Origin of the sequence: Pseudoalteromonas sp. S3776, assembly GCF_005886915.1 — a bacterium.
Taxonomy (GTDB): domain Bacteria; phylum Pseudomonadota; class Gammaproteobacteria; order Enterobacterales; family Alteromonadaceae; genus Pseudoalteromonas.
The window spans coordinates 1-20,885 of the sequence record NZ_PNCU01000010.1 but is presented as its reverse complement, the minus strand read 5'-3'; the positions used below and the strand labels follow the sequence as shown (position 1 = coordinate 20,885).

At 42.1% G+C, this 20,885-nt stretch carries 17 protein-coding genes; 3 read left to right on the top strand and 14 right to left on the bottom strand.

Translation table 11 applies throughout. The features are described from left to right. Window positions 1-271: 271 nt before the first annotated feature. The 13 genes from flgL to CWC16_RS05465 form a co-directional block, all read right to left on the bottom strand. Window positions 272-1,540, bottom strand: a complete 1,269-nt coding sequence (gene flgL / locus CWC16_RS05525) for a flagellar hook-associated protein FlgL (RefSeq protein ID WP_138540808.1) — start codon at window positions 1,538-1,540, stop codon at window positions 272-274. A gap of 2 nt (window positions 1,541-1,542) precedes the next feature. Further along, a complete protein-coding gene (flgK, locus tag CWC16_RS05520) occupies window positions 1,543-3,549 on the bottom strand; it encodes a flagellar hook-associated protein FlgK (RefSeq protein ID WP_138540807.1) in 2,007 nt (668 codons plus the stop codon). Window position 3,550: 1 nt separating this feature from the next. Beyond that, window positions 3,551-4,567, bottom strand: a complete 1,017-nt coding sequence (flgJ, locus tag CWC16_RS05515) for a flagellar assembly peptidoglycan hydrolase FlgJ (RefSeq protein ID WP_138540806.1) — start codon at window positions 4,565-4,567, stop codon at window positions 3,551-3,553. A gap of 124 nt (window positions 4,568-4,691) precedes the next feature. Then, complete coding sequence (locus tag CWC16_RS05510; RefSeq protein ID WP_055016790.1) at window positions 4,692-5,786, bottom strand: flagellar basal body P-ring protein FlgI; 1,095 nt, start codon at window positions 5,784-5,786, stop codon at window positions 4,692-4,694. Between the two features lie 11 nt (window positions 5,787-5,797). Next, a complete protein-coding gene (gene flgH / locus CWC16_RS05505) occupies window positions 5,798-6,481 on the bottom strand; it encodes a flagellar basal body L-ring protein FlgH (RefSeq protein ID WP_055016789.1) in 684 nt (227 codons plus the stop codon). 20 nt (window positions 6,482-6,501) lie between these two features. Then, window positions 6,502-7,290, bottom strand: coding sequence for a flagellar basal-body rod protein FlgG (gene flgG / locus CWC16_RS05500; RefSeq protein ID WP_004588020.1), 789 nt, complete (start codon window positions 7,288-7,290; stop codon window positions 6,502-6,504). Between the two features lie 21 nt (window positions 7,291-7,311). Continuing rightward, window positions 7,312-8,055, bottom strand: coding sequence for a flagellar basal body rod protein FlgF (locus tag CWC16_RS05495; RefSeq protein ID WP_055018049.1), 744 nt, complete (start codon window positions 8,053-8,055; stop codon window positions 7,312-7,314). A gap of 176 nt (window positions 8,056-8,231) precedes the next feature. Beyond that, window positions 8,232-9,602 carry a flagellar hook protein FlgE gene (gene flgE / locus CWC16_RS05490; protein WP_138540805.1) on the bottom strand — a complete coding sequence of 457 codons (1,371 nt, stop codon included), beginning with the start codon at window positions 9,600-9,602 and terminating at the stop codon, window positions 8,232-8,234. Between the two features lie 58 nt (window positions 9,603-9,660). Beyond that, on the bottom strand, window positions 9,661-10,341 hold the full coding sequence (locus CWC16_RS05485) for a flagellar hook assembly protein FlgD (protein WP_138540804.1): 681 nt from the start codon (window positions 10,339-10,341) through the stop codon (window positions 9,661-9,663). Between the two features lie 13 nt (window positions 10,342-10,354). Further along, window positions 10,355-10,786 (bottom strand): flagellar basal body rod protein FlgC, encoded by a 432-nt coding sequence (gene flgC, locus CWC16_RS05480; RefSeq protein ID WP_004588016.1) that lies wholly within the window; start codon window positions 10,784-10,786, stop codon window positions 10,355-10,357. Between the two features lie 5 nt (window positions 10,787-10,791). After that, the gene (gene flgB / locus CWC16_RS05475) at window positions 10,792-11,199 is read right to left on the bottom strand and encodes a flagellar basal body rod protein FlgB (RefSeq protein WP_029773927.1); all 408 of its coding nucleotides are present in this window, start codon (window positions 11,197-11,199) and stop codon (window positions 10,792-10,794) included. Window positions 11,200-11,343: 144 nt separating this feature from the next. Then, a complete protein-coding gene (locus CWC16_RS05470; RefSeq protein WP_055016785.1) occupies window positions 11,344-12,174 on the bottom strand; it encodes a CheR family methyltransferase in 831 nt (276 codons plus the stop codon). A 21-nt stretch (window positions 12,175-12,195) separates the two neighbouring features. Then, window positions 12,196-13,128: a chemotaxis protein CheV gene (locus CWC16_RS05465; RefSeq protein WP_004588013.1), complete on the bottom strand. Its 933-nt coding sequence runs from the start codon at window positions 13,126-13,128 to the stop codon at window positions 12,196-12,198. A 140-nt stretch (window positions 13,129-13,268) separates the two neighbouring features. On the opposite strand from CWC16_RS05465, the gene flgA reads away from it, so the two are divergent. The 3 genes from flgA to flgN all read left to right on the top strand — a co-directional run bounded on the left by flgA (window position 13,269) and on the right by flgN (window position 14,800). Next, the gene (gene flgA / locus CWC16_RS05460) at window positions 13,269-13,976 is read left to right on the top strand and encodes a flagellar basal body P-ring formation chaperone FlgA (protein ID WP_138540803.1); all 708 of its coding nucleotides are present in this window, start codon (window positions 13,269-13,271) and stop codon (window positions 13,974-13,976) included. A 76-nt stretch (window positions 13,977-14,052) separates the two neighbouring features. Further along, a complete protein-coding gene (flgM, locus tag CWC16_RS05455; protein WP_055016783.1) occupies window positions 14,053-14,376 on the top strand; it encodes a flagellar biosynthesis anti-sigma factor FlgM in 324 nt (107 codons plus the stop codon). Continuing rightward, entirely contained in the window at window positions 14,369-14,800 is a 432-nt protein-coding gene (gene flgN / locus CWC16_RS05450) for a flagellar protein FlgN (RefSeq protein ID WP_055016782.1), read from the top strand. The genes flgM and flgN overlap by 8 nt, the downstream gene beginning before the upstream one ends. 396 nt (window positions 14,801-15,196) lie before the next feature. Here flgN and CWC16_RS05445 read toward each other — a convergent pair whose 3' ends face one another. Then, window positions 15,197-20,875, bottom strand: coding sequence for a beta strand repeat-containing protein (locus CWC16_RS05445; RefSeq protein WP_212747439.1), 5,679 nt, complete (start codon window positions 20,873-20,875; stop codon window positions 15,197-15,199). Window positions 20,876-20,885 lie beyond the last annotated feature (10 nt).

Genomic DNA, 20,885 nt, shown 5'->3' with positions numbered 1-20,885 from the left:
CCATCTCCTAGGTTTAAACAGAGTGTGGTTCAACACGTTTTAACAGGAACCACTATTCGATAATTTCTTATCATTAGAAAAGCATTTACTGTGCCAACTTTAAAAAACATTTAAGCGGTTGTTTTTAAGTAACTTTTTTAAAAGTGTTGGAGAGTTAACGAAGCGTTAAATGTTTAGGTATTAAAGTGACAAATTATTGCCACGCTAATGAGGGAGGTTTTTGCCGCTTTATGCTAACTAAAGCGGCAAGGTATTTCTGCTTATAATTTATTTACAAGTAATCAAATAATGAAAGGTTAGTTAAACGGCCAAATGTGGCTTGCGAGGCTTGCAGTGCGGTTTCTTGTTTAGTGAGGTCACTAATAGCTTCTGCCATATCTACTTCTACTAGATCAGAAAGGTTGCTTTTGTTTTGAATATCTTGCGCAAGGTTTGAGTCGCTTACACTTTCAACCGCATTCATACGCCCGCCTAAGCTCGCTTGCGTATACACGACTTGCTCACTTGCATTTTGAAGCTGTACTACACCATCAGCTAGCACTTGCTGAAAATCATTGTTATCCAGTGTGCCATCATTTAGCCCTGTAATGAGTGATTGTAATGTATTAAGCACATTTTCTTTGTGCGGCTTTTCGAGGGTAAAATCAAGCTGGCCTGGTGCTGCGCCTTCAAATTCGATTTTCATTCCAGCAAAATCGATTGGCTCATCCGTTACCTCGCCAACTTGTGCAGGGCTTAGCGACACACCGTCACGCAAAATTTCATAAGTATCGGGGTCATTAGCGGTAGCGCCTGGCGTTATTATAACATTATACGTGTTCGCTGTTGCCGCAGCGGTTGGGTCAGCATTGTAATTATCTTGATGGAAACGGTCGAACTCTGTTTGACCATCTACATAAACCGTGCCCGCTGTAATATTATTTGCAGGGGTAGTTACCGGGATAGCAGCTTGATTATCTGTAACATCTAACCTTGCATCGCTTTTTTCAAATGTATCAAAGCCGTTATCGCTTGATTTAATACTCACCCCTTCAGCAATGGTTATAACATGCTGGCCTTGATCCCCATTATAAGTGTACTCACCTGTTGTAGAGTCAAACTGATAGGGTTGAGTGCTGTCTTGGTAGCCTGAAAATATAAACTTACCGTCTTCTGAGCGGGTATTCATTAAATTGACGAGTGTTTTTTGTATTTCACTCAGCTCAGCCGCGATTGACTCTAAATCATCTTGAGTATATACACCATTACCTGCTTGAATCGCTAGCTCTTGCGCTTGTTGGATATTGGTATTTATACTTTGTAAGATGGTTTCTTCAGTCTCAAGACGGCCAGTTAATTGGTCAATATTTTTAGTATATTGCTCATTTGTTTGTATTTTATTTGAATACAGCATTCCTTGCGAGATAGCGGCAGGTGCTTCTGAGGTAGTTAAGTATTTTTTACCTGTTGTTACTTGCTCTTGTGCATTAGCAACACTTTGTTGGTTATCGAGTATTTTATTAATGTTGTTTTGATACATTAAGTTATTTGATAAACGCATAATTACCTCGCCGCACTTAATAAGGTGTCAAAAACTTCTTGGGCCGCAGCTAGTACTTGAGCTGATGCCGAATATGATTGTTGGAAACGTAGTAAATTGGCTGCTTCTTCATCAAGGTTTACACCCGAGAGTGATTCATACCAGGCTTCAGATTGCTGGGCTAATGCATCAAATGCACTAGCACTGGTAATGGCTTGACCAGTGACTACACCAATATCACTCACTAACCCCGAATAGGCTTGGTTAAATGTGTCGTGATTGTCGGCAGTGGCTGTTGTCACTACATTTTTACGCACTAATTCGCCATTCTGTAAATCAGCGAGTTTTAAACCATTACGATTATCATCAAAGCCGCCTTCGTTAAATTCAAGGGTGAAAGTGTCTCCGGTGGCTGGCGTGCCTTCAATGTCAAAGTCAAAGCCATAGTTGCTATAAGGTGCACCAGCCTGAGCCAGTATACCCTCTGCCGGTGGCGTTATAGTAAAGGTTGTGGTGCCATTTGCATCTGTAATTTGGTATTCATTTGCAGCGCCCGTTTTAACAAGAGTGATATCACCATTGGCTAAACTAGGGGCGGTGGTAAAGCCACCCGATGTAACGCTTGTTACTTCTCCAGCTGAAATAGTAGCAGTGCCTACATTATCTATGCTGTTAGCTGTACGAATAGGCGATGCCAGAGCTAAGTCTTCACCGCGGCTTGTCGCAAGGGAAATACTGGTCGCCGCCTCAGAGTTAAGTTTAATTTGAAACTGATCGCCAGTATTACCTGTACCCGTTACATTAATTTGTAAACCAAACGACTCCCCACTTGTAATGTCGTCTGAGTCAATAACTCCAGATGGCGGTATCGTCGCTAAAGAGGCGCTGCCTATCGGCTCCCCTTTATTATCAACGGGCTGAATGCTCACTTCATTTGCATTAGCGGTATAAGTAACAATAAAGTCGCTGGCAGGCAGTTCACTGCCTTTACCGGCCTCAAGCGTGGCAGTTAAACTGGCGCCGCCGGTATTAGCTTGGTATGCATAAGCACCCACAGTAGGTATGGTAAATATATCACCGCCTAGCTCGCCGTTAGCATCCATACCCAATTTATTTTGCTCGTTGAACGCATCTGCAATTGCCAATCCCATTTGGCCAATCTGGTTTTGTGCAGGCACAAGTATGTCGTCTCTAAATGCGAGTAAGCCGCCAATTTTGCCTTTTAATTTGCTTGCATCTATCTCTAGCGGCACGGCTTTGCCGCCATTAACATCAAGCGTCAATTCTTTAAAATTAGGATCGGGGTCGCCCGACAAAGAAAATAAGTTAAATGTACCGTTTTCCATAACTAAAGACTCACCGCTGCCCATAAATACGAGTTTTTCGCCATTAGGGCCATCGAGTGTTTCTATATCTACGAGCTCTGATAATTCACGAATAGCTAAGTCGCGCTGGTTATAAATAGAACTCGCGTCTGATGCGTTATTAGTACCATTTACGACTGCAATTTCTTGGTTTAACGTATTTATATTTTGGATGAGTGAGTTGGCTTCTTCAGAAAAAATCTCAAGCTGCTCATTCACTATACCTTGTTGCTCAAGCACAATGCCTGAGAGCCTGTCCATTTGATCAACTAAACTTTGCGCATCGGTCATTACGAGTGAACGAGCAACTGATGAAGACGGTTGATTTAACGCCTCTTGCACGTTATTAAATAATGAATTTATGCCCGTTGATAAGTTGTTAGACTCTTCCGAAAAAATAGTATCAACACGGTTGGCTTCTGTTACGAATTGATCAAAAAACGATTTATTTGACGTATCGCGGTTTAACTGCGACTGGGCAAATTCGTTCAATAACCGATATGTTTCGCCGCGCCCTACTTGGTTATCTACCATAGTGGTAAATTCAGTGCGCTCACGTACGTAGCCTTCGGTATTTACATTGGTGATGTTTTTACTGGTCGTTTGCAACAGTTCAGAGCTTGAACGCACCCCTGAACTGGCAATATTTAATAAACTAAACGACATATTACTTCACTCCTTGGGTAAACGCGCTTGTTGCAATATTTTTAAGCTCACTGCTATTTAGCACTTTTTTTATTTTACTCGCGTAATTAGGATCCGTTGCATAGCCTGCTTTTTGTAGTGAATCTAAAAATTCGTTTGGCTGTGCTGTTTTTTGTAATGCTTCTTCGTAGCGTGGGTTTTGCGTTAAAAAATCGACAAAGTCGTTCACGCTTTCTTTTATAGAATCATAAGCTCTAAAACTTGCTTGCTTTTTAACTGGGGTACCTTGCTCAAATTCAAGCGTTACTTTACTTGCTTTATCGCCTTCCCAGCTTTTATCTGATTTAATATTGAACAGGTTATTTGAGCTATTCCCGTCGCTTTTATTAATAATATGCTTACCCCAACCAGTCTCAAGTGCCGCTTGGGCCACCATTACTGCAGGGTTTAAACCAATTTTTTCGGCCGCTGTTTTGGCATGCTCCCACACTGCACTCACAAACTCTCCAGCATTATTAAATGACGGTTGCTGTACAGGCTGTGTTGGGGTTTTAGTGTCTGTTGCTTCGCTGCTGAGGGCTAAGTCGTCTTTATTTACTTGCTCAACACTATTCAGTTTTTCGTGGGGTAGTTCAGAGCCTGCGCGTTTATCACTGATAAAGTCGTTGGTTGTTCTCAACACTGAGCCAGGCATAAAGTTTTCAGCCTCTGGAGAGAGCTGCTGCACAATTAAATCAGCCAAGCCTAAAGACCCATTTGATGAAAGCTCAGAAGAGAGCTGCTGATCGTGCATTTCTTCAAAAAACTTTACGCCGCTAGAATTAAATGGGCTGCCTTCATCTTCAAATGCTTCGTTAGCTTTACGCATGCCTTTTAGAAGCATCTGCGTAAAAATAGCTTCAAATTGTGCCGCTGCTTTTTTAAGCGCCGCTTTAGAGGCATCAGTAGATGCATCACCGCTGTTTAAGGCGTCTTGACGTAAAGTATTAAGATTACTTAAATCAAAAAAGTTTTGCTTATCGAGGTGATTTGTTTCCATCAGCTTTTTGACACAAAAATGAATAATACTTCGATAAATGCAAAAATTAAGCCAAAGGCATTTTAAAGGCAGGTTTTATTAAAAAAGCTCGGCTACATTGTTGTAACACCGAGCTTTTAATAATTTAAATAACAACAAGCTGTCCGTTAATTGCACCCGCTTCTTTAAGGGCTTCTAAAATAGCCATTAAATCGCCAGGTGCTGCACCTACTTCATTTATAGCACGTACTAAGTCATCTAAGCTGACGCCTGGGTTAAATACAAACGCACGAGAATCATCTTGGTTAACGTCAATAATACTTTGCTGTGTAACGACGGTTTCGCCTTCTGCTAAAGGATTAGGCTGCGTTACATTTTGCTGTTCAGCAATCGTAACTGTTAGGCCGCCGTGGGTTATTGCCGCAGGCTGTAACTTCACATTTTTGCCAATGACAATTGTGCCTGTGCGTGAGTTAACAATGATTTTTGCAGAGGTGTCAGCAGGCTTAAACTCTAGGTTTTCAAGCGTTGATAAATAAGACACCCTTTGCGATGCATCACGCGGGGCAATAACGCGTACTGAGGCTGCATCAATCGCCTGTGCACTATTAGGACCAACTAAATCATTGATTGTTTTTTCTAGACGTTTTGCAGTAGTAAAGTCTGGACGATTTAAGTTAAACGTAATGTAGTCGCCTTGCATAAAAGGACTTTTAACTTCGCGCTCAACAGTAGCTCCGTTTGGTACGCGGCCGACGGTTGGGGTATTAATTACTACTTTGCTACCATCAAGCCCTTGTGCACCTAACCCCCCTACTATTAAGCTGCCTTGTGCTATGGCGTATACGTTACCATCAACCCCTTTCAAGAAAGTTTGTAGTAATGTGCCGCCACGTAAACTCCCTGCACTGCCAATAGAGGAAACCGTAATATCAATTGTTTGCCCTGGCTTTCTGAACGGCGGCAGCTCAGCATGAACTGCCACTGCTGCTACGTTTTTAATTTTAGGGCTTTGCGTTGAAGGTAAGGTAATACCAAAACTGTTTAACATGCCCCTAAAACTTTGTTGCGTGTAAGAGTTTTGCTCCCCTGTGCCAGGTAGCCCCACCACTAAACCATAGCCTACCAATTGGTTGGCACGGACCCCTTCAACCATAGAAACATCTTTTATTCGTTCCGCGCTGGCAGAAAATTGCCAGCCTAGCAGTATGATCAAAATAAACGCTTTAATGTTTTTCATACTACTATCCTTTAAAATGGAAACAACGAGCTACTGAAGAAACGTGTTAACCACCCTGGGCTTTGCGCCTCTTGTGTTTGCCCTTTTCCTGAATACTGGATGCGGGCATTCGCAATTCTATTCGACTCAACCGTGTTATCGGCGCTTACATCTTGCGGGCGAACTAGCCCTTCGAGCCTAATAAACTCTTCGCCAGTGTTAAGTGTTAGCCATTTTTCGCCACGGATAACTAAGTTACCATTGGGTAAAACACGCATAACATTTACAGAAATATCACCCACTAAACTGTTTGACTGATTTGATTTAGAGTCACCGGTAAATGATGAATCACTACCAATACCAAACTGAATACTGTCGCCACCTATATTGACAGGTAAGCCACCTAATCCAATAATGGGGTCCAAACTGGCGTCGGTTTCTTTGTCAGTTTCAGTTTTTGCGGCTTTTGTAGCTTGTGTTGACTCTTCAAGCTTAACGGTAATTATATCGCCTGTTCTAAGCGCTTTTTTATCTGAATACAGGTCATTAAATGTGTTGGTATTAAATAGCGAACCTGTTGCAACAACAGGCTCTGCTACAGGCTCTGGGTACATGGGTGCGTAGTATGGGTCGTCTTGAACCACTTCACTATTTTGCGTAGAAACACAGCCACTTAAAAATAAGGTGCCTGCGGCAAATAAAATAACTTTACGCATAACTATCCCCTTGTGCACGATTATAACTGTTGATTGATGTAGCTCATCATTTCGTCAACGGCTGAGATTACTTTTGAATTCATTTCGTAAACACGTTGTGTTTCGATAAGGTTTACCAATTCTTCTGTTACATTAACGTTTGATGTTTCAAGCGAACCCTGAATAATTGTACCCAACCCTTCTACACCTGGATTACCTTGCACAGGCGCACCACTAACAGCCGTTTCGGTGTAAAGGTTTTGACCAATTGGCTCAAGACCAGATGGATTAATAAAGTCGCTAATTGTTAGCTGACCAATCACCACATTATCGGCTTGCCCTGCAACACGTACAGATACTTCACCATCTTGAGAAACCGTAATTGATTGCGCATCATCGGGAACATTCATTTCGGGCTGAACAACAAAGCCAGCGCCTGAAGTAACAATGCGGCCGTCTTCATCGGTAGTAAATTGTCCATTACGCGAATAGGCAATATTGCCATCTGGTTGCAACACTTCAAAAAAGCCTTCGCCTGAGATCATCCAATCAAGTGAGTTTTCAGTGGTAAGCATATTGCCTTGCGTAAACTCTTTTTGGTTAGCAACCACTTTTGCACCGGCACCAAGCATTAGACCTGATGGTAACTCAGTATCTTGTGATGATCGCCCGCCAGGTTGGTTGATGTTTTGATACAGTAAATCTTCAAAAATAGCGCGGCTCTTTTTGTAACCTACGGTACTGGCATTCGCCAAATTATTTGAAATAACTGAAATATCAGTTTGTTGAGCGTCTAGCCCTGTTTTACTTATCCACAATGCAGGATTCATAAGTATGCCCTCATTTTAAAGTTAAACTATGCGCATCAACTGATCTTGACGTTCGTCAATCTCTTCAGCTGTTTTCATTAGTTTTACTTGTAACTCAAATTGACGTTGGTGGTTGATCATATCGACCATTTCGTGAACTGGATTAACGTTAGACATTTCCAGTGCACCACTTAATACTTTTACATTTTCAGAGGTATCAACGGTTTGCCCAGGTACTGGTCTAAATAAACCATCGTTACCTTTTTCAAGCTGCCTGCTGTTTCCTTCAACAACACGTAGCGTGTCTACTTCTTCTAAAAAATTGGCTGGTGCGCCTTGCGGGCGAACCTGAATGGCGCCATCTGCACTAAAGCTTATTTTTTCAATAGGGACAGGTAGAATTACGGGGCCACCTTCGCCAATAACTTGACGACCATGGCTCGTTACTAACATGCCTTGTGCAGTAATGTTCAGCGTACCGACTTTAGTGTAGGCTTCATTCCCTGACTCATCTTGAACAGCGAGCCAGGCGTTATCGCTCATGGCAATGTCTAAATCTCGCCCTGTTTCTATTATGCCGCCAGAGGTCATGTTAGAACCAGGTCGCTCTTGCATAGAAAACACTCGGGTCGGCAAGCCCTCGCCGAATGCTTGCATAGAACGCGCTTGCGCGAAGTCAGCTTTAAAACCTGTGGTATTTGCGTTTGCCAAATTATTGGCTTTAAGTGCAAGCCCTTGTAGGCTTTGCTTAGCGCCAGAGGCCGCAATGTAGACCATTTTGTCCATAACATCGACTCACATAAAAAATCTCTGAGTTGATAAATGCAAAATAGATGCCAGATTAAATTTGACACAATATAAGAAAGGTATTGAACGGTTCAGCTAGGCTATTTTTGTGGTATTAGGTATAAAAAAGGCTGCAAAAATGCAGCCTTAAAATCTTAACCAAAAATAAGGTTAACTTATCGAATCTGCAAAATACTTTGCTGAATTGTTGAGTTAACTTCAAGCGCTCGAGAGTTTGCTTGGTAGTTACGTTGAGCGGTAATCAAATCAACTAATTCGTTTGTTAAGTTGGTATTTGATTGCTCAAGTGCAGATGAATTAATACTACCAAAAGTACCCGAACCTGCTTCACCGGCTACCGGCTCGCCAGAGTCAATACTTTGCTTCCAGCTGGTATCGCCTACTTGCGATAAACCTTGTGAGTTTGGAAAGCGTACCATAGCCACTTGCCCTAAGTAGGTTGAATCACCATTACTGTACGAGGCCACAATTTTACCGTCTGTACCAATATCAATACCCGCTAAACGACCGACTGTAGAGCCATCTTGGTCAAGGGCTTTTACTTCAAAACCACTTGAGTACTGAGTGGGAATACGTCCTGCTGTGTTATTTTCATCGCGCCAATTTAACTCAATACCCGTGCTTGGAAATGTCGCGCCGTTATCAAGCATTGACGATAAACCAGTGCCTGCACCTGCCGGTAAATTAATTTCGTCAAATGTTGTGGCGTTAGTATTTGCTATACCGTTGGTTGTCGCAGGTAAACCACTAGAGTCGAAGCCAAGTGTAGCTATCGGTGTATAAGGTGTAGTTGTTTGCTCTGCACCTGATGTACCATCTACAACTTTCCCATCTAAGGTGGCGTATACCTCCCAGCTGTTATCAGTACCACCTGCAGCAGCGTCTTCTTCTTTAACAAAAAAGTACTGAAGAATATGCGGCTCACCTAATGAGTCGTAAACGGTTGTAGACGTTGACGAGTTATACGTACCATTTGATGTAGGGTCAAAAGCAAGGCCGGTAGCATCTGCTGTTGCATCTAAATTAAATGACAAAAATACGTTTTCCGTAGCACGAGGCGAACCAGATGAATCAGGAATTTGAATTGGGTTAGTTGTACTTAGACTTACCGATGTGGTGTCCCCACTTGATGCATCAACCGGAAAAGCTTGTAAGTAATTACCTTTGGCGTCAACCATAAAATTGTCTTGATTTAGCTTAAATGCACCTGCACGAGTATAGGTTAAATCTTGCGACGAAATATCATCGGTCATTGCAAAGTAACCTTCGCCGGTAATCGCTAAGTCTAACGAGTTGTTAGTAAATTGCAGTGAGCCTTGATGAAATTGCTGTGCAACCATAGTTGTTTGCACACCATCACCATTTTTGGTTTTACCTGCGCTAAACACAGATGCAGCATATACATCAGCAAATTCAGCCCGCGATTCTTTAAAACCAGTGGTATTTACGTTAGCAATATTATTTGCTGTTACGTCTAAGTCTTTTTGAGCGGCAGCTAGGCCTGTAAGTGCGATATTAAAGCTCATAATTCACCTCTAACTTTTAATCTAATAGCCTGCTAGCAGGCGAAATACTTTTAAATGGTTATGCGATCTCTGCGACATCTGTCAACCTAACCGCACCCTCTTTGGTGTTAATAATAATGCCACTAGAGCCGTTGATATTAACGCTTTCAATATTTTTGAATGTGGCTACCGGTAAGCTTGAAAACTCGCCGTTGGTACTGCCCTCTGCAGTAATCGTGTATTCGCCCTCTGGTAGGCGTTCGCCAGATTCATTATTCCCATCCCAACTAAAGCGCACAGCACCCGCTGCTTGCGAACCCATATCGATAGTTCTAACCAGTTGCCCAGAGGCATCTGTGACTTTAATTTTTAAACTATCAACGGCTTCTTCAGCAACTGCCGACCCTTTTGCCTCGCCACTTTCACCAAGTTCAAGCGTATTAGATTCTAAAAGCGCCTGTTTACCAACCAGGGTTGATGCTTGTAGAGCAGAGTTTGAAGTCATTGAAGAGGCAAGCGACTCAAAATTTGTGTTTAAATCTGTGATACCTTGCGCCATGGTAAAATTAGTCATTTGCGCAATCATCTGATCGTTATCAGCCGGATTACTCGGATCCTGATACGATAGCTGCTGAGTTAGCAACGAGAAAAAATCTTCCTGTGTTAACGCATCGCTCTCTTCAGTGGAAGTCGCTACTTGAGTCTCTTGCCAAGTAATCGAGTCCATAAAAGATGAACTAGTACTAATATCGTTACTCATAACCTACCCTCGGTTATCGCTGCCCAAGTAACAGCGTTTTGCTTAACATTTGCTTAGCTGCATCGGCAACTTGCACGTTTGTTTGATATGAGCGAGAGGCAGAGATCATATTTGCCATCTCCTCAACAACATTAACGTTGGGTTTATAGATATAGCCATTTTCATCCGCACTTGGGTGATTAGGGTTATATTCAATTTGTAGTGGTTTGTTACTCTCAACAATTCCCAACACTTTAACACCAACAGCGGAGCCCTGAGGGTTGCTGGCTGAGGCAGACGCTTTAGTCAGCTCGGCAGCAAATACAGGTTGGCGAGCTCGGTATGTTTTGTCTTGGGATGAACTTATTGTATTAGCATTCGAAATATTACTCGCGGTAGTATTTAGGCGCACATTTTGCGCACTCATACCACTGCCTGAAATATCAAAAACATTATATAAACTCATAATTATTACCCTTGACTACCGAGCGCTTTATTCAGGCCCTTAAATTTACTACTTAAAAATTGCAGGCTTGCCTGATACTCCATCGCATTCTGTGTATACAAGTTTCGTTCCACCTGTATATCAACTGAGTTACCATCGCCTGTATCTCCTTGATTTGGAGTGCGAAATAACTCAGAACCACCTACGCTGCGAGTGCCGCCAGCAATGTGTTTTTCATTGGTTGTGACCATGCTATTGCCGCTTTGCTGAGTTGACCTTGCCGCTTTTAATGCAGAGGCAAAGTCAATATCTTTTGCTTTATAGCCAGGCGTATCAGCATTCGCTATATTTGTGGCAAGCACTTCTGCCCGCTGTGAGCGGATCAACATCGCATGCGGATGGACACCTAATGCTTTATCAAAACTGATAGCCATAACATTCTCCAAAAAATTGACTTAACTAAGTTAAAGCAATTAATAAGCCAGTAGTTTTGAATAAGGTTACTTTTTTATATGAGTTTGTTATTAAAGAAAAAAACGACGCACAAAGCGTCGTTTTTTAATGGGAAGGAAGAGGCGTTATTTTTTTTGGTAGATGATTCCGGGGTTACAACGAACCATGTCGAACTCGTTACTTAAGCCAGTCATTGACTCTGATGCACCTAAAAACAAGTACCCTTTTGGGTTTAGTGCTTGGGCAAACTGGCTAATAATTTTTGCTTTAACCTCTGGTGAAAAATAAATAAGTACGTTGCGGCAAAAAATAATATCGAACTTGCCCATTAAGGCATAAGAGTCGAGCAAGTTTAAATGTCTAAAGCTCACCTGCTTTCTGACTGAATCGACAACTTTTGCCATTCCATTGCCGCTATCCATAAAGTACTTTTTACGGCGTTCTGCTGAGAGCCCTCGCGCTAATGCCAGCGCATCATATTCAGCGTTTTTACACATATCGAGCATTGTATTGGAAATATCAGTACCAATAATTTGTGCGCCCATACGCAGCACACCCGGCTGCTGCGCTTGAAACTCAGCAACCGACATGGCAATAGAATATGGCTCTTGACCTGAAGAGCTGGCCGCTGACCAAATTTTTACTGGCCGGCGAGTGTCTTTGAACTCAGGAAAGAGTTTATTTTTTAACAGCTCAAATGGGTATTGATCCCTAAACCACAATGTTTCATTTGTGGTCATGGCGTCAACCACTGCGGCTCTAAGTTGCCGCTCATGGGGGGCAAGCGTTTTACTCACTAACTGTGATAAAGATTCAACATTAAAACGAGCCATAAGCGGAGCAAGCCGACTTTTTACTAAATATTGCTTGTTTTCGCCTAGCACAATACCACATTGCTGCTCTAAAAAAGAGCGGAACTGATCGTAGTCACTTTGCTGCAAATCTTTATTATTCAAATTATTAACACCTATTGTTGCTTAATCACAATGAACCCATTTTTTAACTGCTGTTGCCAATTCATCTGGGTTAAATTTTGCTATAAAGTCATCCGCGCCGACTTTTTCGATCATCGCCTGATTAAATACACCACTCAAAGAAGTGTGTAAAATAACATGTAGGGGAGCTAATTTAGGGTCAGCTTTAATTTCTGCTGTTAATGTATAGCCGTCCATTTCAGGCATTTCAACATCAGAGATAAGTAAACCTACACGCTCAGTAATATCATTTTTACAATCAAGCTCGGCGATTTCTTTAAGCCTAACTAAAGCCTCTTTACCATTTTTTGCAAGCTCGGTTTGCACGCCAAGCGGCTCGAGTGCTCTTTTTACTTGGTTACGAGCCACGGCTGAATCGTCGGCAATAAATACAATACGCTCGCCTAAGTCTTTTTGTATAGCACTATCGGCCGCCAGATCTGCACTAACCTCTGTATTTACCGGGCAAATTTCGTTTAAGATTTTTTCTACATCGAGAATTTCGACTAATTCGTTTTCAATTTCGGTAACAGCCGTTAGATAAGAATAACGCCCTGCACCCGACGGGGGTGGCATTATTTTTTCCCAGTTCATGTTAACAATTCGCTCAACGCCGCCGACTAAAAAGCCCTGCACAGAACGATTGTATTCTGCAATTATAATGAAGCTGTCTTTTACATTTTCAATCGGGCGGCCGCCTACGGCCATAGATAAGTCGATAACTGAAATAGTTTGACCACGAATATGCGCAACTCCCCGAATGTATGCATTTGATTTTGGCATACTCGTTAAAGGGGGACATTGCAGTACTTCTCTTACTTTAAATACATTGATCCCAAAACGCTGACGCCCTCTGAGCTTAAATAATAGTAATTCTAGGCGGTTCTGCCCAACCAACTGGGTGCGCTGGTTTACTGAGTCTAAAATGCCTGCCATTCAAATCTCCTAAAGAAAACAAGTAATGCGGAACGATAATTGCTTTCTGTTTATAAAGCTACATAACATCGCGGGAGCGTCTAAAGTTTGACGCAAAATATTTATACCCTGTTTGAAACCATAAGCATAGTCGAAACATTATGAGTTTGTTAAAAAAAGTCAGAAGATACAGTGTTTTTTATTTTCTTGCTAGCCTCTGCTTAGCAACACCTTTGCATGCAAAAGTGTTTAGTAAAGATTTATTACAACAAATTGCAATTTCTCATATTGCTGAACAAGTTACCGTACCTCTTGAGAAAAATGTGGAGATCACCGCGCTTGCGCTTGATAGACGTATTCCTGATAGAGTGTGCGAAAATGACCCAGAGTTGGTTGTGCCAAATGAGCCGCCATTTACACGTCAGGTGACTGTACAAATAAAGTGTAACGATGCGCAAAGCTGGACTCAGTATGTTCATGTAAGAATAGTAAAAATGGCACCCGTTGTGGTTGCCACGGCAAACCTGGCCCGTGGGGAGGTTATTACTGAGTCTCATTTAAGTGTACAAATGAAGCCTTCACAATTTGTTAGAGTTCAATATTTAGACGACCCTTTAATGCTTATTGGTAGCCGCAGTAAACGAAATATACGCAGCGGTATGCCCGTTTTACTTAATCAAATTTGCATGGTTTGTAAGGGCGATGCCGTAAATATTTATGCGAGTATTAAAGGACTTAGGATAAAAACAACAGGTATAGCACTTGAAGATGGCACTTTAGGTGAACAAGTTCAGATTAAGAATAAAAAGTCCGGTAAAATTTTGAATGCACGCGTAGATGGTGTAGAGTCTGTGCAAGTTAATATTTAATTTCGATTTATACTAAAGTATCCTATGTATATGCCGATAACTTGGCATAAGTTGGGTAATATACAGGTTTATTATTATGGTTAATCAAGTTAATGGCAGTAATCAACAAGCTAATGCGCTTACAAACGCTAAACAGCAACAAGTTGATATTAAAAAAGATAATGCTGCAAGTACACAAACAGCACCCACCCCTTCGCCGAAAGCTGCGAGTGACTCAGTGAGTCTAACACCACAAGCACAGCAGTTAAAAACACTGCAAGATAAAGCGCAGCAGTCTTCTGGCTTTGACAGTGAAAAAGTTGCTGAGCTTAAAAAAGCGATTACCGAAGGTAAATACCAAATCGATGCTGAAAAGCTGACCAAAAACTTAGCGGATTTTGAGTTTAACGTATATGGCTGATCACAATAGTTTAATTAGCGTTAAATTAAATGAACAAGTGAATTGCTTGGATTCGTTACATGCGCTGTTAAACGAAGAGCTTAGTATTATTGCCTCTCGTAGAGGTGAAGGTTTAAAAGAACTTGCCCAACAAAAAATGTCTTTTTTAACTAAGCTTACGCAGCTTGATAAAGAGTTGAATAAACTTTTTGCTGCAAATGATGAAAATGCCCCTGAAGTAACTGAGCGAGTAGCGCAAGTTAAGGCGCAGTTAGCGCAGTGCCAAAAACAAAATAAAGTAAACTCGCACGCTGCCCGCCAAGCGCACTTAAGTGTAAAACAGCTTAAAGATATTTTAATAGGCGCCCCAACTAGTATGACCTACGATCAAGGCGGTAGCGTAGTTAATACCGACAGTAAGCTGGTACGTAATCTAAAAGCTTAACTGCTTTTATTTATCCAAATTTATTAAAAAAGCCCTTATTGAAGTCTCAATAAGGGCTTTTTTAGGTTTACTATTTAACCCGAACAATACCAGTTGTCTTAAATATTTAGCCTTTATAACGTGCTAAATAAAACGCTAACAGCATTATAAGTTTCTCACGTAAAACAAACCACCTTTTAATAAAATGAGTATTAGTGCCCCACTTCAGTTATTTAACTGAAGTGGTTACTCCATTTATACCAATCCGCTTAATTAAGTGATCTACTTTGAGGCTGGAAAAACGTGTTGTTAGCTAGGCAAAAAATTCGCTATTTAGTTGTTCTAAATGAGAATTTTTAACGCTGATAACGACACGTTTAGCCCCACAAAATGATTAAGTATTATTGCGGGTTGGTATTATATATCCGTTTGATTGTTACCATTTTCAATTAAGTGTTTAATCATTTCCTCTGATTGGTTTTGAACATCAACGGCTGGCGCTGCCTCATCAACACGTCCTCCACTTTGTGCAGGGCTATAAGCAATTGCAGAACCTTCTTCGTCAAGTAAGTTATTTAATGCAAGCAATTGCTCTGTTTCAGAGTCAATAATTACATCGTTTAAATTAAGTGGCTCTGTTTCGCTTACTTGTACAACTTGCTCAGATGAACTTGTCATACTTCCTATATTTTCAAGGTTTATCGTTTGTGTGTTTAACACGCCATCGTTCTGCGTATCTCCCAATGCCGACTCTTCGCTAAATGACGAAGGCATAGTATCGCCAGCACCTGAGCCAGATTGTGACGTGTATATATTACCAGACTGTTCTATCTCATTAGCAGTATTTTTGATTAAGTAGTTTCCTACCTCATCAACAGTAACAAAGTAAAACTGCTCTCCTCCACCAATGTTCAGATTAGCTAAGCTTAATAACCCTCCCCATTCTCCATTGCTATCTGAAGTAAAGCTCCCTGAAAGTTCTAATACATCTAAATCTAGACCGAGTAAGTCAACACCCAATAACGAAGAGCCTATAATGTATACTTCAGTATCTGGCTCTGTTGTCCCTTCAACTGATGGTAATAAAAGACCCAATGCTGACCTAAAATCAGTAACCTCAAAACCTATTGGGGTTGTATCTATAACCAACCCAGATACGCTACCGCTTGAAGTTGTATTGCCAGATGTATCCGTTGCTACCGCTGTTACAGTGTATGCGCCATCAACTAAATCTGTATCTGGTGAAGCACTCCATGCCCCGGATGCATCAGCGGTTACTTGCTTAGTGACCTCAATGGGGCCGCTAAAGGTGACTAATATCGTTTCTCCAGCACCAGCAGTTCCTGTAACAAGTGGACTTTGATCCGCGGTTAGAGCGAGCCCTGAGTCAATTGTAATACCTGAGTCAATTGCGCTACTTGTGGATTGCGTACCTGTATTACCTGCGCTATCAGCAATGCTTACATCTACGCTGTAGTTACCCTCAGGAAGTACTTCTTCAGAGGTCACGCTCCAAGTTCCATCAGGACCAACTGTTGTTTGAACATTGTGAGTGGCACCCGCTGAATCAGTAAACATAACGACTACTAACGCGCCTGCGAAGCTTCCCGTTACTGAGCCTGTAACAGTAGGCGTAGTATCTTGTCCTACCGATATTGGGTCTATGACGACAGTTGGCGCTGTGTAGTCTGTACTTGACACCATAGTATCGCTAGAGGAGTTACCCGCAGTATCACTTATGGATGCTGTAGCACTAAAGCTACCTTCACTTAATGGAGTAGTCGCTGTTACTGACCATGTGCCATTGCCTGCAACTTGGGCAGTAAGTGTTTGTGAATCATTATTAGCATCAGTAATAACCACGCTCAGTGTTGTACCTGCTGGTGCATCACTTGTACCTGTAATGGTTGGTAGTGAGTTATTAGTCACTGGTAGCTGGTCAATATCGATTGATGGCGGTGTTAAATCCACAATGCCACTTAGGCTTGTAGAGCTTGTAAGGTTTAAGTTTTCGACTGTCGCATCAACCGTAAACGCACCTTCAGCTAATGGAGTGGTCGGTATTAATGTCCATAGACCAGCAATAGCTTGAGTGTTATAGGTTGTTGCATTACCACTACTATCTGTAATAACAACTTCTACATTACCGTTTATTACATCGGTAGTACCACTAATAGTAGGGGTTGTATCGCTTGTATCTATTATTGGGTTAATTAATAGACTCGGTAAAGTGGTGCTCACAACGCCCGTTTGCGTCACCGTTGCTATATTACCTGCATCATCAATACTAATGGCTTCTATGGTTAATTCGCCCTCAGCAAGTTCAGGTGCAACAATAAGCCACGTGCCATCGCCTAATACTGTTGTAGTAACTTCATAAAGTGTGTTTGTAGAGTCGGTAATATTAACCGTAATTAAGCTACCTGCCTCTTCGTCACTGGTGCCAGTAATAGTTGGCGTTAGCGTGTTAAGTACACCAAAGGCGTCTATTTCTAACGATGGCGGTATGGTATCAACCGTCACTTGCTCAGTAGCAGATTGGCCTACATTACCCGCAGCATCAGTAATACTTGCAAATATACTATATATACCATCAGGTAGGCTCGTGGTTAATAACGACCACGTGCCATCACTCCCAACAAGGGCATCAAATACTGTTGCGTTGCCGTTACTACCAATTACTGTTACGTCAATGTCCGTACCCGGAGCTTCTTCTGAAGTACCCGAAATAGTTAGTATGTCAGTATTGCTGATGCTCAACGGTAAAATATCTACCACAGGTACTAACGTATCAACAACAAACTCAAGCGTTTGCGTTACTACATTGCCAGCATCATCAGTGATACTCACGTTGGCAACATGCTGCCCTTCAGCCAGCGCATCAACTTCTAGTGAAAATAGACCAGCTGCATTCACTGTTGTGGTTAGTACTGAGCCGCCGTCTAACTGAATTTCTACCATGCCATTAATTAAATCACTGGTTCCTTGAATGATTGGAGTAGAATCTGACGTTGTACCAATTACTTGTAAATCAAGTGTTGGCGAGATGGTATCTACTACACTACTAATTAGCTGTGTCGCTGTGATCCCAACTTCACTTAATATATTTACAGTTACAGTAAACACGCCTTCAGCAAGTGATTGAGGAACTTGTACTGCCCATGAGTTATCCGTCTGTACAATCGCAATGAGTTCTTGCACAACGTTATCACTATCAATGACTTCAACAAGTACTTCGGTGCCTGGGGCTTGGTCGGTCGTACCGCTAATGATTGGTAGATCCCCTTGCCCTGTGACAAAGTCAACCACAGCATTAAGTAATGGCGTTGACGCATCAACATCAGCCGTAGTTATAGTGGTTGTGTTACCTGCATCATCAGTTGCAGAGGCTTCTACAACTGATAGACCAATAACATTAACCGCCAGGCCTAGTAATTCCCAATCACCATTGGCATCGGTGGTAACATCGTATGTTAAGTCAAGTAAATCACCTGCAAGCTCTAGAGTTACCGTAACGGTTTTGCCTTCACCTAAATCAGATGTACCAGATAAAGAAACAAGCTGCCCTAGCAAGAACGAAGGCACAATAGTAAGCTCTGGCCCTACTGTATCTACTTCGCCACCCGTTTTACTATCTACCGAGGTATTTCCTGCACTATCAGTAATCGTAGCCGTAACACTGTAGACACCGTCAGCTAAAATGTTATCGGCAGCGGCTTGCCAGTCTCCATTTGCATCCGTTTGTACGGTAATTTGGTGCGATGCACCAACTGAATCCGTAAACGTAACGATAACGTTTGTATTTGGCTCGTTTGATGTGCCACTAATTAATGGCGTGCTGTCTTGGGTAAGTATTAATGAACTTTGATCAATACTAATTTCTGGCGCAATTGTATCTATATTTGCGTTAGTGGTATTGCTACCTGTATTTCCGGCATTATCAGTAATAAATACCTCAACTGAATATGCTCCCTGTGAAAGAGTATTACTTGCCTCTACTGACCAAGTCCCACCGGCTTGCACCGTTGTATTTACAGTATGCGCATTACCTTGGAAGTCTGTAAATACCACAGCAACCACATCTCCTAAGGCTGCACCTGTTACGCTGCCAGACACGCTAGGTGTTAAATCAGTACTGCCTACAATATCGTTAATGCTAACCACTGGCGCGGTTATATCAACCACACCGGTAGTGCTAGTATTTACAGGGTTGCCTGCGGTATCTGTTGTTGATGCATTTACACTGAATTCCCCTTCACTAAGTGCAGTAGGTACAGCTACTGACCAAGTGCCATTAGCTCCCACTGTGGCATTAACTGTTTGCTCAGCACCTAAACTATCAGTAATTAAGATCACAATTATTGCACCTTGTGGTGCCGTTGTTGTGCCCGAAAGCGTAGGGGTTGTATCATTGGCTGTAATTAGCGTGTTAATACTTAGTGCAGGTGCAGTTAAGTCTATAACACCACTACTTGTAGCATTGCTTGTTAAGCCATTTTCGGTAACGCTTGCAGTAACAGTAAACTCTCCCTCTGGAAGTATATCTGTCGCATCTACACTCCAAACACCGCTTAGCACAGTTGCAGTTAATGTGTGTGAAACATTATTAAAATCCGTTATAACTATTGTAATTTCAGTGTCATCAGCCGCACTACTTGTACCCGAAAGTGTTGGAGTTTGATCGTTTGTATCAACAATGGTGTTTATATTGATAGTAGGCGCATTAGTGTTAAGCGTAGCAGTTGTATCTACTTGCGTACTGTTCCCTGCGGTATCGGTAATGCTTGCTGTAACTGTCACCTGTCCATCAATTAATGGGGTCGTTACATCAACACTCCATAGTCCGCCACTCCCCACAGTTGTTGTATAGGTATCAACGCTATCACCATCAGTAATTGTTACCGTAACTAAAGTACCCTCACCCTCGTTAGAGGTACCTGTGATTGTTGGTGTACTGTTATTAATTGTACCTAATGCATCAATGGTAATAGTAGGTGCTTGTGTATCAACAAGGCCTGTTCCAGTTGCAGAGCCACTATTACCAGCATCATCAGTAATGCTAGCAGTAACACTATAGCTTCCTTGCGGTAAATTAGGCGCTGTTGTTTGCCAATTACCATCTACATCAACCGTAGCCGCTAACGTGTGTGTATCACCATTACTATCAGTAATAACAATATCTACATTTGTGCCAGTAGGTTCAGTTGATGTGCCACTAATAACTGGCGTATCTGTGTTAAACACCGTTATGTCGTCCAAAGTGACTATCGGTATCTGGGTATCAATTGTTAAGTCAATTGTTGTGTTAGTAATATTATTAGCATCGTCTGCAACATTAATTTGCGCCGTATAATTACCGTCGGTAAGTGCAACTGGTACCTCTACCTGCCAGTTGCCATCAACACCAACTACCGCAACAAAAGTTTGACCGTCAATGCTGACTATTACATCAGCTCCAATGGCATCACTGGTGCCTGATAGGGTTGGCGTTGTATCTGCAGTTGTGTCAATAGGGTTAACACTAAGCGTGGGTGCAATACTGTCTATTTCACCTTGTGTTTGCTCAGAGGTTAAATTACCAACATCGTCTCTTACCTCGGCGGTAACTGTGTACTGCCCTTGCGCTAACCCGGCTGGTACTTCAACAGACCAACTTCCATTAGCCTGCACAATGGCCGTAAACTGCTGGCTTTGACCTTCACTATCTACAACGGTTAGTTGTATCTCGGTTCCTTGCTCCATATCTGTAGTACCAGAAACCACTGGCGTTGTATCATTCGATAATGCATCTACAGTAACGCTAAGCGCTGGTGCTTCATTATCAAAGTCAAGTGAGTTGACAGTAACAACATTGCCGGCTGCATCACTTGCAGTTGCAGTAACATACGCAAGACTAAGCAGAGGTACTGTTATGTTGGCAAGTCCCCATGTGCCATCGGCATTCGTTGTTGCTGTGTAGGTAGCGCCTACAGCACCGCCAACAAGGTACTCGGTAATGGTGATCACTGACCCTTCTGGTAAATCAGAATCTCCAGAAAGAGAAACTAGGTTGCCAAGTAAGAACGAAGGAATGATCTCTAAGGTCGGTGGCGTCACATCCACTTCG